Origin of the sequence: Gracilibacillus timonensis (genome assembly GCF_900086715.1) — a bacterium.
Lineage (GTDB): Bacteria > Bacillota > Bacilli > Bacillales > Amphibacillaceae > Gracilibacillus > Gracilibacillus timonensis.
In genome coordinates, this window is record NZ_FLKH01000012.1 from 1,114,107 (window position 1) to 1,126,329 (window position 12,223).

Annotated in this window: 14 protein-coding genes; 6 read left to right on the top strand and 8 right to left on the bottom strand. The window is 37.3% G+C overall.

Annotation, left to right across the window (positions count from 1 at the left end):
* Window positions 1–124 precede the first annotated feature (124 nt).
* Window positions 125–655, bottom strand: coding sequence for a hypothetical protein (locus BN6556_RS16510; RefSeq protein WP_066193459.1), 531 nt, complete (start codon window positions 653–655; stop codon window positions 125–127).
* 13 nt (window positions 656–668) lie between these two features.
* Window positions 669–1,121: a LytTR family DNA-binding domain-containing protein gene (locus BN6556_RS16515; protein WP_066193461.1), complete on the bottom strand. Its 453-nt coding sequence runs from the start codon at window positions 1,119–1,121 to the stop codon at window positions 669–671.
* A gap of 649 nt (window positions 1,122–1,770) precedes the next feature.
* On the opposite strand from BN6556_RS16515, the gene BN6556_RS16520 reads away from it, so the two are divergent.
* From BN6556_RS16520 to BN6556_RS22325, 3 genes are all read left to right on the top strand, one after another.
* Window positions 1,771–2,094 (top strand): ArsR/SmtB family transcription factor, encoded by a 324-nt coding sequence (locus BN6556_RS16520; RefSeq protein ID WP_066193463.1) that lies wholly within the window; start codon window positions 1,771–1,773, stop codon window positions 2,092–2,094.
* Between the two features lie 83 nt (window positions 2,095–2,177).
* On the top strand, window positions 2,178–3,062 hold the full coding sequence (locus BN6556_RS16525) for a permease (protein ID WP_066193466.1): 885 nt from the start codon (window positions 2,178–2,180) through the stop codon (window positions 3,060–3,062).
* Window positions 3,063–3,076: 14 nt separating this feature from the next.
* Window positions 3,077–3,226 (top strand): hypothetical protein, encoded by a 150-nt coding sequence (locus BN6556_RS22325; protein ID WP_162840602.1) that lies wholly within the window; start codon window positions 3,077–3,079, stop codon window positions 3,224–3,226.
* 82 nt (window positions 3,227–3,308) lie between these two features.
* On the opposite strand, the gene BN6556_RS16530 is transcribed toward BN6556_RS22325, so the two are convergent.
* Window positions 3,309–3,935, bottom strand: coding sequence for a nucleoside phosphorylase (locus BN6556_RS16530; RefSeq protein ID WP_066193468.1), 627 nt, complete (start codon window positions 3,933–3,935; stop codon window positions 3,309–3,311).
* A gap of 662 nt (window positions 3,936–4,597) precedes the next feature.
* Here BN6556_RS16530 and BN6556_RS22330 point away from each other — a divergent pair.
* Together BN6556_RS22330 and BN6556_RS16535 are read left to right on the top strand one after the other, a co-directional pair.
* A complete protein-coding gene (locus tag BN6556_RS22330; RefSeq protein ID WP_162840603.1) occupies window positions 4,598–4,756 on the top strand; it encodes a hypothetical protein in 159 nt (52 codons plus the stop codon).
* A gap of 172 nt (window positions 4,757–4,928) precedes the next feature.
* Window positions 4,929–5,762: an LAGLIDADG family homing endonuclease gene (locus BN6556_RS16535; protein ID WP_066193472.1), complete on the top strand. Its 834-nt coding sequence runs from the start codon at window positions 4,929–4,931 to the stop codon at window positions 5,760–5,762.
* 651 nt (window positions 5,763–6,413) lie between these two features.
* On the opposite strand, the gene BN6556_RS16540 is transcribed toward BN6556_RS16535, so the two are convergent.
* The 5 genes from BN6556_RS16540 to BN6556_RS16560 are packed head-to-tail and all read right to left on the bottom strand — an operon-like array spanning window position 6,414 to window position 10,709.
* Complete coding sequence (locus tag BN6556_RS16540) at window positions 6,414–7,235, bottom strand: undecaprenyl-diphosphate phosphatase (protein ID WP_066196540.1); 822 nt, start codon at window positions 7,233–7,235, stop codon at window positions 6,414–6,416.
* A 19-nt stretch (window positions 7,236–7,254) separates the two neighbouring features.
* Window positions 7,255–7,974 (bottom strand): ABC transporter permease, encoded by a 720-nt coding sequence (locus BN6556_RS16545; RefSeq protein WP_066193474.1) that lies wholly within the window; start codon window positions 7,972–7,974, stop codon window positions 7,255–7,257.
* Window positions 7,967–8,887 (bottom strand): ABC transporter ATP-binding protein, encoded by a 921-nt coding sequence (locus BN6556_RS16550; protein WP_148436835.1) that lies wholly within the window; start codon window positions 8,885–8,887, stop codon window positions 7,967–7,969. The genes BN6556_RS16545 and BN6556_RS16550 overlap by 8 nt, the downstream gene beginning before the upstream one ends.
* A gap of 60 nt (window positions 8,888–8,947) precedes the next feature.
* Entirely contained in the window at window positions 8,948–10,006 is a 1,059-nt protein-coding gene (locus BN6556_RS16555; protein ID WP_066193478.1) for a sensor histidine kinase, read from the bottom strand.
* Window positions 9,993–10,709, bottom strand: coding sequence for a response regulator transcription factor (locus BN6556_RS16560; protein WP_066193480.1), 717 nt, complete (start codon window positions 10,707–10,709; stop codon window positions 9,993–9,995). Before BN6556_RS16560 ends, BN6556_RS16555 begins: the two co-directional genes overlap by 14 nt.
* Window positions 10,710–10,846: 137 nt before the next feature.
* Between BN6556_RS16560 and BN6556_RS16565 the strand changes: the two genes are divergently transcribed.
* Window positions 10,847–12,064 (top strand): N-acetylmuramoyl-L-alanine amidase, encoded by a 1,218-nt coding sequence (locus BN6556_RS16565; RefSeq protein ID WP_066193483.1) that lies wholly within the window; start codon window positions 10,847–10,849, stop codon window positions 12,062–12,064.
* Window positions 12,065–12,223: the final 159 nt, after the last annotated feature.

Genomic DNA, 12,223 nt, shown 5'->3' on the forward strand with positions numbered 1-12,223 from the left:
GGTCAGCCTTGCTTTACCAAAGAAAACATAAAAAACTTTATAAAAGCAATATTCTAAAAAATAGACGTTCGATAAGAGCGTCTATTTTTATGACATATTTTTAGTGCTAGTGATTGGTATGCCATTACTCCTCATCAGCTAATAACTGGATTTTGAAAATATTTGTAATGCCGGTGCGGTCGGTGAATAGTGTGATGGAAACCAAATCACCTTCTGACAAATCAGAAAGCTGGATAACTGTATCCTGCTGATATATCCTCGAAAATTCTTCCAATATATCATCATATTGAAACTCACCTCGATAATTCTCATCATTGAGGAAAATACCATCAACTAATATAGAGTTCTCGCCAACTTCTTTTACTTCGGCATAGAATGTCTGAATATCGGAATGCGACAGTTCCCATGCATCTTCTTCGTAATCTTTATAAGCATTCATATATCCCACATAATAGCTAATCAATATGCCGGTGAGTAAAACGATAATGGTCATAACAATAGCGACTTTATTGGGGGGAACCATTTTACGCTTGCCTTCGGTTGCTCTTAAAGCCTTATTGATATGCCGTTTATAGACTTGAAAATAAACAACCACCGTAGCGACTAATATCATTAGAATGGCAAACAGTATGAGAAAATAAATAGGAAAACCCATGTAATCACCTCCTCTATATTCCGAAATATTCTTTAAAAATATAATAATAGCTTCTTGTAACATCCACACTTTTTCCGTTTGACATGGTAAGAATAAATTTTGACGAAAGAGTAGGTGTAATTCGCTGAACTCTATCCTTTGCAATGACAACAGAATTACTTATACGCAAAAATTTTGTTGGGTCAAGCAAACGGACAATTCGATATAATCGGTCACTAGCTTGATATAATGTTTCTTGCGTTTGAACTTCAACAGAGTGTCCGAATGTTTCGATATAAACAATCTCATCTACTGATAAAATAATCCGCTCATTGGCTTCTTTTTCTCTCACTGTCAAATGATCAATGAAGCTATTGGTTTCACTTAATACGAAGTCGGCAGTATCGTCTATTACAATCCCTCGTTCTTCGAGCGCACATTTGATTTCATCATAATGCTCATTGCTAATGTCAAGCTTGATTTTCAAATGGCAACCTCCTCTCGCTCCGCTGGGTACATGACCATTTTTCAAAAGTAGTATAGCAAACCGGATATTCATTTTTCAATATAAGAAGAACACTTTACAGAAATAGCCTCATAGATTACATCAAACAGCGTATACAGCAAAATCGGAAGGCAAGGGGCGGAATGGTAACGTCGGGGAATGCGAAAGGCTCTGAGTAGTGAACACAGAGCCAATACGTGAGGAAGTAAACTTGGATATGTTGGCTAGAACGTAAGCCTAGATAAATCAAAGATAACCTATTCAGAGGAGAACCAGGATCAGAAACGAACTTGGAAAAACCGATCGTCCAGGATCGAAGAGTGTACAGCAAATGGGATCCAAATGGATAGATGCGTCAGATAATTCACATCATCTCCTTTATCTATCGGTACACCGATTCGTTTAAGGTCAACAGGAAGACGAAGGTTTAATTATTTCGGGCATTCGGATTATAGTGTGGAAAATCCATTTTAATATTTTTATTCGGACAAATCTCATTCGGAAAATCGTGTGTAAAAGGGACTATAACAATTCCATCAAATAAATTTGATTTAAATGGTTGCAATTTGAAATAATGAATAATATAATAACAATACATCAAACAAATTTGATATAAGGAAGTGAAACCAAAATGGTGTTACAAAATATAAGTGATACGAATCAACAGGAAATATTTAGAACTTACGAAGTTAAATTCAAAGCCTTGTCTGATCAAATCCGCCTGAAGATCATGTATGAATTAAACCAGAAAGGACAAATATGTGTTTGTGACTTAACTGAAATTATTGGTTTATCACAATCAAAATTATCTTATCATCTAAAGATTTTGCTTGATGTCAATCTAATTGAAAGGGAAAAAATCGGTACTTGGAATTATTATCGTTTAAATGAAGAAGAGGTAAGAGGACTACTCTCAGAAGAATTGTGCTGTATTTTTTATCCAGAGAGGAAATAAAAAATTTTAAGTTAAACATCAAATAAAATTGATCTATATATATCAATTTTTTTTGATTTAAAATAGAAAATGGAGGCAAAAAAATGGATAGTTTTTTGCAGTTTTTGAAAACATTTTTTACGCTTTTTATGGAGTTAACAGTGCTATTTATTTTTATCAGCTTTTTGGTGAGCTGGTTACAACAAAAGGTTACTGAGGATAGAATTAAACGGGTACTAGATCGTCCGAATAAATGGAGTGGTTATCTTTATGGAACAGGGCTAGGTGCTTTGACCCCGTTTTGTTCATGCTCCACCATACCAATTTTAGCGGGCTTATTATCTTCCAAAGCACCATTTGGTCCTTCAATGTCATTCTTGATTGCTTCACCTCTCTTGAATCCAGTCATCGTAATATTACTTTGGACCTTACTAGGATGGAAGTTAACACTTTATTATGTTGTCATTGTAGGGGTATTTTCAGTATTGATTGGTGTAGTTTGGAAAACATTGGGGCTTGAGCATTCTGTTAAAAACGTGAACGTTAGAAAAGCAAGCAGTCAAGAGGACAATCTTAAGAAATCAAAGTGGAAATTAGCGCTTGAAGATGCTTGGGGATTCTTTTATCCATTACTGCCTTATTTATTAATTGGTGTTTTTATTGGGGCATTTATTTATGACTTTATTCCGCAAGAATTTATCGTCAAATATGCAGGAGGCGACAAGCCTTGGACAATTCCAATAGCCGCAGTTGCTGGTATTCCAATGTATATTCGTGCAGAAGCAATCTTACCTATTGGTGACGCTCTAGTAAGCAAGGGGATGGGGATTGGTTCCGTTATCGCCCTCTTAATCGGAGGAGCAGGGGCAAGTATTCCCGAAGTTGTCTTGTTGAGTAAGCTTTTCAAGAAAAAATTAGTGATTACATTTGTAGCTTCTATTTTGATAGTTGCTATTAGCACAGGATTTATTCTTCAAATATTTCTTTAAAGGAGGTGATTCGTATGGCAGAAAAAAAGTCAGGGCTTAAAAAATTGCTCTCTAAGTCCAATAAAGACTGTTGTAGTATTGAAATCGAGGAAGTAAAAGCCAGTGAAAAAGACTGTTGTGATACTACGGAACAGAAGAGTGATAAACAACAGAAAGAGGCTTGATGATCAGTCAGAATTTTTTGGCATCGAAACAAAGGACTTTCTAAAAAAGTCCTTTGTTTTTCGCGAGTGGCAGCACATACCACTAAAGGGTGAAAGTCCCGAATGCGCCGCCCAGCCGGAAAGCATTAGCTGACATGTAGTGCGCGTACTGTGAAGTAGCGTGCGGAGGACATGAAAGCAAACCTCTGACCAGAGCTGGGATCCCATGATGGCATGAGAGAAGGATGACTGTGCAAAACAACAGGAAGTCCAAATAGCTGGCAATCTCGACATGTTTGGTGTTTAGTGCTTGCTTGATGCAGGCTAAAAGCTGAAAGTCTGGAACAGCTGGATAAATTTCTTCCATATAAGCCTTGGTTGTTCCTTCATCACGGATCGCACCCGTTGCGACAAGAAGATCGCCAAGCTGCATTTCAGGTTGGAGGGCCCCGCAGCTGCCTATCCGAATCGCATACTTGACCCCAATGTTCGCAAGTTCTTCCACACCAATTCCAGTGGATGGTCCGCCCATGCCAGTTGACATCACGAGTACACGAGTCCCATTGTAGTATCCAATCAAACTTTTATACTCCCGATTAAAGACTAATTCCTTTGGAGAATCCAACCACTTTTTTAATCGATCTACACGTGCAGGATCACCAGGCAGGAGGACTTTATCAACTGCTATGTCATTTGATAATTGGATATGAGGCTGAACAGTTTTGGGCAAATTTTCACCTCCTTTTGTGAAATATATAACTTAATAAGCTGTTGTTCACTATGAGGTCAATCATAACGGAGATAAAATGTTTTCGTTTTCATCAATTGTATATTATTTTGAACTACCCCCACTTCATTTTCTAATGAAAATTTGAAGTGGGAGATTCCTGCGAACACCGGTGCATCCACCAGTTTTTTAGCAGGCTAACCCCGTCATCCCAACGGTTCGTGCTTTATATCTTGTACGCCCGACTCGCCACACGTCCTACTTTAGCTTGATTTTCGCAACTTCGGGTCGTGTGGGGCGACTGAACGTTGAAGATTTTACGTTGCAGACGATTTTCCTGCAACAACCTCCTATCTTCAGTTTTCAAAGAGCAACTTACAATCATATTATAGCACAAATGTTCGCTGTTTTCAACTATTTAGGATACTACCGACATTCATCTCCCACCTACTCATTGGGCTATGCCCTTCACATTCCTTGAGGTGGGAGTCTTCTGTCGGAGTTTGATAAAGGATTATTGGTAAATAGCAAAGACCAATGTTCATAAAAATGAAAGAAAAGGATGCATTTCCGGTAATTAGAATGAAACAGCCTAATTTTAGAAAAAATTGTCGTACAGCAGCTCCGTTGTTTGGTACATACTAAAAGACAAGGAGGTGTTAGCCATGGATAAGAAAGAGAAGAATAACAAGCAACCATTTGAAGGTGGTAAAGGCGTTCAAACGGTGCAAAATCAGTTGAATGAGAGTTATCAAAGTGGAGTGGTGGAAGACCAATTAAAAAACAATAGAGGAGTACATCATTTTAACAATAAGAGCAGATAATAAAAATAAGAATGTATCTATTTGTTGAAAGGACGTCGCTACTTGTTGATTACGATACTAAGTGGTGACGTTTTACATAGCGGGTGTATGGCTTGCAAATATAAAATAATATGTTAAAATTAATTTAGGAACACTAGTTCTTTTTAGTGGCGGTGGGAGGGGAAGAATAAATATGTGTCGGCGTTCTAGCAAAAGAAATTTAGAGATTAATGAAATTATCAAATTGTATGAAGATGGAGAAAGTACAACCGAAATCGCAACAATTGCAAACGTTTCCTCGAGGTATATTCGAATGCTATTGAAACAGCATCATGTTGAAATGAGACCACGCGGGAGCTGGAAGAGAAAATATACATTAAATGAAAATTATTTTAAAACATGGTCAAATAATATGGCATATATACTAGGTTTTATCATAGCAGATGGAACCATAGCTAGAGATGTTCAATTTGTAAGCATAGCTCAAAAAGAAAAATATATTCTTGAAGCTATAAGAGAAGAATTAGGATCCAATCAACCGATTGTTAAAAATAAAGATACCGGAGTTTATATGTTAACCATAAATAGTAAAGTAATGAAGAATGATTTAATCGAAATACATGGGGTAAAACCTAACAAATCAAGTACTATTGAATTTCCGCACGTACCTAAGGAATATATGAGTCATTTTATTCGAGGTTATTTTGATGGTGATGGTTTTGTTAATTATGAAAAATTCTTTGTCAGTTTTGTAGGTGGTTCTAAATCATTTATGGATGCATTAAAAAATGAAATAGAGGCAAATGGTTTGGAGACAAATTTCACGGAACATGATACATTTTTTCGTGTATATGTAAGTGGACGTAGAACCATTAAATTATTTTCTGAATGGATATACCAAAATAAAGGATTGTATCTAAAAAGAAAATATGCAGCTTTTCAAAAAGAATTACTACCTTTAGATCAATTAAAGGATCGGGAATTGAAAATGCATAAAAATGCCCTTAAAACAAGAAAGGGTAGTTAAGTACCACAACTAAGGCAATATATAAAAAAAATCTAGTAGACATAATATATATTATCGGAAGTCGTAATAAAAAACAAAATTCCGTCTCATATACTAAGTATACTTTAGATAGTGAGACAGAATTTTGTTAAACACTAGGATGCAGTTTGTTTTTTTCTATATTATCTAATACTTCGTTATCAATTTCTAATCTTCAAACCACTCACAGCTTTAAAAAAATCTTTTGCAAATTAAACCGAATTCTTCCCGATGGCATATGCGCGGTTATTAAACCGAATTCTTTATCATTAACTGCATATGTACTAATTCGTTTCTTCATATTTGTATTTATGTCAATTCCCAAATCATCATTTTCTTCATCGCTTTACTATTTTCAAGATAATTCCTTTTGGTATACATTACCATCTTACTAATTCGACGCTGCACTAACAAGCCACCAGCCTACTCCTATGTATACTTAGAGGCAATCAATAAACTCTGGTCAAAAGCATTGCTGTTGGTAAGTATTCTTTAAAAGTGGTAATATCAGAGCTGCACACAACGCTGGTACGAAAGGAGAAATTTCCGCTTGTAAAGGCAATATCCGAATCACTTTCTTGAAATAGAGCCACATCTTCCCCGTCTTCATTTTGACAGGAGAAAGTTTCTTTATTATAAAAAAACGAGGGTCATAATACCGACAATGATACAGTAAAACGCAAAATATTCGAGTTTTCCACGCAACATGATATGCATAAACCACTTTAATGCAAAGTAGCTTGCGATAAAAGCGGTAATAAAGGCTATCAGATATGGCGCCCACAACTGAGTCATCGCTGGATCTCTTGTGATCTCAGGGATTTCTAATAGACCCGTACCTAAACTGACTGGGATATAGAGTAAAAAAGAAAAACGCAAGGCCGTTTCTTTTTTCATCCCAACAAGCATCGAAGCAACAATGGTTGCACCAGATCTGCTGATGCCTGGTGTCACTGCAATAGACTGCACTAGACCGACGATGATCGCATCTTTTGTCGACAAATCGCCATCTTGTTTACGACCACGTAAGTTGCGAATCATCCAAAGAGCCAGTGCTGTGACTAACAGCGTAATTCCGACGACTTCTGTTCCATTTAAAACTTCACCAAGTACATCTCCGAATAGCAGGCCGATAATCCCAACAGGAATGGTTGCAATCACCAAATAGATCACAAACATAAAGTCCTTTTTCGTTGCTGGCTCTCTTTTTAATAGAAAACGGCATGTATTCATGAATAAACGAGCGATATCCTTACGATATATCAGCATAACAGCAAGCAAAGAAGCAAAATTGACGAATATTTCAAAAGATAATCCCTCTGTTTCCAGGTTAAATAATTTCCTGACAATAATGATATGACCACTAGATGATATGGGTATTGGTTCTGTGACTCCTTGAACAAGACCAAGGATAAAATATTGCAGTAAAGTCCAGATCTGACTAAAAGATTCCATCATTTGATTCCCTCTCTTTTTAATGAATATCTGTTTTCTGAAAATAGGCGATCATCATTACAGCCCCAGCCAGCGCCGTAATGGCAATCATTGTATAAGAATATTCAGCTGGATAAGTGGCCGGAAGTGTTTGATTTGCTATATCACCTGCTGCTGCCCATGGAAATAACCCTCTATGTTCTGAATTACCTGCCATAACGTTGATCAGCGTGATAATAATCGTAAAAATGATGGTGGGGACATAATTTTTCATCACCAATGTAACGAATATGATGGGAGTGGAAAGGATAAATAATAATACGCCACCCGTAACAAATTGCTGCAATGATGCTAATAACAGCGAAGTGCTCCAACCATCAAACTGTAGTAATAAACCTATTCCGGCAGTGAGGCACCAAGCCAGTGCGGTTAACAGTGAAATCCAGATGAATAGTAACATCATCTTGCTCACCATGAAACTTAGACGGGACACAGGGATAGTTAGTAAATTTTTTAATGTGTTTTCCGTGTATTCCCGATGAAAAAGATAAGTTGTTACTACTCCATATAACGGAACGCCTATAATAAGAACGGTATACAAATTGACTTGAAAGAAAAGCTGATCGAAAAGAATTGTCTCTTCACTAATGTAGCTTGCAACCACTACAACAAAAGGAGCTACTGTAGCGCCAAGTATGCTTATCAACAGCATGCTGGAGCGTTTTAATTTTAAACATTCCGTCCATAATAAACTAACCAATGGCACCACCTCCAACTAGTTTGGTAAAGTAATCTTCCAGTCTGTCTTCGTTTATCATTATTTTGAATACTTCTATCCCATGTTCAACCAACGCATGATTGATCTTTCCTTGTTGTCCTACATGAGAATAGATACGAATGTTGCCCCCAAGATGAACTTCATAATCAACAATACCAAAGTGTTTTTCCAAAATCATCGCTGCTTTATGATCGTTAGAGACTTGAAATTCTAAATATTTGCGATTCCTTTCTTTCATTTGCTGAAAGGAGATTTCTTCTAGAAGTTTGCCCTCGTGAATCATCCCGATATGGTCAGCTAATTGTTCGATTTCCGATAAAATATGACTGGACACAAAAATCGTTATGTTTCTTTCTCTTGCCAGTGTTTGAATCATGTTTCTCATTTCTTTAATGCCAATTGGATCTAAGCCATTGGTAGGTTCGTCTAGTATTAATAATTCTGGGTAATGAAGCAGAGCTCTAGCGATTCCTAACCTTTGCTTCATGCCTAACGAATATTGTCCCACTAGCTTTTTTGTTTCATGCTGTAAATCAACTATCTCTAAAGCCTCTTCCAGTGCATTTCTCTTATGAACCCCCATGATTTTCGCATTGATTGATAAATTTTCTTTTGCGGTTAGATTTTCATAAAAACCTGGCACTTCTACGATGGAACCTATCCGTCTTAAAATATCATTTTGATGTTTAAAGAAATTCTCCCCAAATATTTCGATGCGTCCAGAGGTTGGTTTAATCAATCCCAATAGCATGCGGATGGTAGTCGTTTTTCCGGCTCCGTTTCTGCCAAGAAAACCGTATATGTCTCCTTGATTTACCGTTAAATGAAGCTGATCTACAGCATGTTGCTGCTGGTAAGTTTTCGTTAAATGGGACGTTTTAATAATTTCGCTTATGGTAAACACCTGCTTTCCCTACTTATAGTTATATTATAAGGAACAAATTTTAAAACGCCCTTAATGATTTCTTAATTGTTTCTTAAAAAGGTTTTTTTCGTCATATTTAGGAAGGGAAAAGCCGAAAGTCGTTCTTGTCCAGGGGTTGCTCTCCACCCAAATCTTTCCGTGCTGTTTCTCTACCAGTGCTTTTGCAATAGCTAATCCAAGACCGCTCCCCTTGTTCCATTGATTTCTGGATTGGTCCACGCGATACATCTTGTCAAATACATAGGGCATATCTTGATCACTTATCCCAGGACCCTGATCCCAAATCAAAAGCTGATACTCATTAGCCGATTCAGTTAGTTCTACTCCTAGCACCTTTCCTTCTTTCCCATAATATAAGGCGTTTTTTAGGAGATTGCCGATAACCCGTGTCAAACTCAAACGATCTGCTTGAATAAAACAGGTTTTCTCTGGAATGGTCGTATGTAATGCAATGGCTTCTTGTTTTAAATCAGGCAAGAACGCAATCAATGATTCTCTTGTTATTTCAGCAAAATCTAACTGCTCTTCTTCCAAATGGATTTCATCCGCATCTATTTTGGCCATATGAAAAAGTTCATCCACTAGATGTTTTAAACGGCTTGATTTTCTGGATATGATATCCAAATACGCTTGTTTTTCTGTTTCTGACGCTGCTATACCATCCTTCAAGGCATCGATATAGCCAATTATGGATGTAAGCGGTGTACGAAGATCATGGGAAATACCTGAAAGTATCTTCTCTCGTGCTTGTTGTGATTGTAGCGATTGAATCTGTATTTCCTCTGCTTCTTCTATTAATTCATTGATGGAAAAAATGATATCATCTAACGTATGGTCGGGATTCGTCCATAATCTGGTTTTTAAGTTTCCTTGAACAGCTCGCTTGATGGCCTTATTTATTTGCTTTAACTGTAAAAAAGTACGAATTCTCATCCCAATTAACATCACAGTGATAAGAATTAGCAACGTAAATAGCACACCTATAGCTTGTTCTTTAGCCGGTCCGTTAACAGAAGTATCGATAAGAAATATACCTGCTAATATAAAAAATTGGCAGACAATAAGTAATAATACCTTATCCTTTTTCATCGTGTTCACCTACAAATTTATAGCCTATGCCCCAGACGGTTTGTATAAATACTGGATTTGATGGATCCCTCTCTATCTTTTTTCGTAGTTTTCTAATATGAACCATGACGGTATTGTCATCCTCAATGTAGCTGCTTCCCCAGACATTGCGAAATAACTGTGTTTTGGTGAAAACCTGTTCCGGATGGGAAGCTAGAAACGTCAGTAATTCAAATTCTTTAGCGGTCAATGGGATATCCTGTCCATGAACAGTAATGTTATATTTTTTTCGGTCGATGGTTAAATGTGGATACGTTATCGATGTATGCTCGGTCGTACTTTCTTCACTTCCCAGCACCAAGTATCTTCTAATTAATGCCTTTACCCTGGCAATTACTTCATTAATACTGAATGGCTTTGTCAAGTAATCATCCGCTCCAATGCCCAACCCCAGCACCTTATCTACTTCTTGGTCTTTTGCTGTAAGCATTAAGATCGGCACATTAGACGTTGCTCGAATCCTTCTACATACTTCTATTCCGTCTAGCTTTGGCATCATCAAATCCAATAGCAATAGATTATAGGAATGTTGATGACACGCTTGCAACACTTCTTCCCCATTAGCCACTACGTCTACTTGATATAACTCTCTTTCTAAGTATTTTTTTAGCAAATCACGGATTTCTTTCTCATCATCCGCCACCAGTATACGTATCTCTTCCATATGTTCACCTGCTTTTTTAAAAGTTTTTATCTCTTAACCTTCGAAACTTCAATAAATATTGAAATAAAAGGTATATTCATAAACTAGATTGGCAAACCTGTCAATATTAGAAACTATGAATCGGAGGTTTATCCAATATGAAGTATAACATAATCATAGGTATCGCTTTTTGTGTTTGCCTATTTATTTTCTTACCTAATGTGCATGCAAATGACGGAAAAATGTACGAGGTCAATGCAGAAAAAGTGGAATTACGAGACGCACCTGCTCAGGAAGCAAATGTAGTTGCAGAGTTGCAGCGCGGTGCAAAGGTAACGGTGTTTGAAGATTCGTATGGTTGGGGCGAAACCTTTTATAACGGTGAGAAAGTCTGGGTTGCTATCCACCTGTTATCAGAAGTGAATGCGAATCAAGCAGCTGATTCAGACAGAGAAACAGAGACTACTACATCTGAAGAAGATAGACAGTTATATCATGTGCAAGCACCTGCTGTCAATGTGCGTAACGCACCTGATACCCATGCAACGATTATAACAACATTAAATAAGGGAGACAGGGTCACTATTTTTCAAGAAAAAAACGGTTGGGGTAAGACCTATTATCAGAATAAAGAAGTATGGATCGCTTTATATCTGCTAGATAAAGAAACGGAGAAAGTAGATAACGAGAAACCAACGGAAAAGGAGATAGCGAAGGCATCAGCAAAGCACAAGCAAGTAACCACAGATCAAGAAAATAGTGACAAAGAACAGAAACATGTTGAAAAAGCACAGGAAGAAATACAGACAGATCCAACAAAGCAAGCTAGTGAAAACACGTTAGAGGATTATCATATTGTGATCGATCCCGGTCATGGCGGTAAAGATCCCGGCGCCATTGGATCCGAAGTAAATGAAAAAACGTTAACGTTATCTACGGCAAATAAATTAGCAAAACAGTTACGTGATAAAGGGGTTTCCATTACCTTAACGAGGACGAATGATACGTATATTCCATTAGAAGAACGAGTGAGTATCAGCAATTCCGCACAAAAAGCCATTTTCATTAGCTTACATTATAATGCCTCGACAGAAACAGCGGCACGTGGAATCGAAACGTTTTATCACGATGGTGTAGAAGATCAAAAGCTTGCGAAATCTGTTCAGGCCTCATTGATTGATCATGCGGAACTTCAAGATCGCGGAACAAAGCAAGCAGATTTTCAAGTGTTAAAGGAGAACAAGCAGCCAGCCATTCTAGTAGAGCTTGGGTTTATTAGTCATGGGGAGGAACAGCAGCTGATTCAAACCGATCATTATCAAGAAAAAGCGGTTGCAGGAATAATAGCTGGTTTAGATACTTATGTTCATGGGTAACACCCCCTATCCCTTAACGATGCTGCTCGTTAAGGGATAGAGTTGTTTATTTTTTTACTACCTCATCCAAGTAAGCATAACATTTTCCATTCAGTTAACTTAGCGCTATACTATTATTTAGGGTAACGAAATAAAAAGGACTAAAGAAGGGATAATATA

Bases quoted from the DNA above. Each gene is read 5' to 3' on its own strand.
- BN6556_RS16510 (WP_066193459.1), bottom strand. From the start codon at position 655: ATGGGTTTTCCTATTTATTTTCTCATACTGTTTGCCATTCTAATGATA.
- BN6556_RS16520 (WP_066193463.1), top strand. From the start codon at position 1,771: ATGGTGTTACAAAATATAAGTGATACGAATCAACAGGAAATATTTAGA.
- BN6556_RS16525 (WP_066193466.1), top strand. From the start codon at position 2,178: ATGGATAGTTTTTTGCAGTTTTTGAAAACATTTTTTACGCTTTTTATG.
- BN6556_RS22325 (WP_162840602.1), top strand. From the start codon at position 3,077: ATGGCAGAAAAAAAGTCAGGGCTTAAAAAATTGCTCTCTAAGTCCAAT.
- BN6556_RS22330 (WP_162840603.1), top strand. From the start codon at position 4,598: ATGGATAAGAAAGAGAAGAATAACAAGCAACCATTTGAAGGTGGTAAA.
- BN6556_RS16535 (WP_066193472.1), top strand. From the start codon at position 4,929: ATGTGTCGGCGTTCTAGCAAAAGAAATTTAGAGATTAATGAAATTATC.
- BN6556_RS16540 (WP_066196540.1), bottom strand. From the start codon at position 7,235: ATGGAATCTTTTAGTCAGATCTGGACTTTACTGCAATATTTTATCCTT.
- BN6556_RS16555 (WP_066193478.1), bottom strand. From the start codon at position 10,006: ATGAAAAAGGATAAGGTATTATTACTTATTGTCTGCCAATTTTTTATA.
- BN6556_RS16560 (WP_066193480.1), bottom strand. From the start codon at position 10,709: ATGGAAGAGATACGTATACTGGTGGCGGATGATGAGAAAGAAATCCGT.
- BN6556_RS16565 (WP_066193483.1), top strand. From the start codon at position 10,847: ATGAAGTATAACATAATCATAGGTATCGCTTTTTGTGTTTGCCTATTT.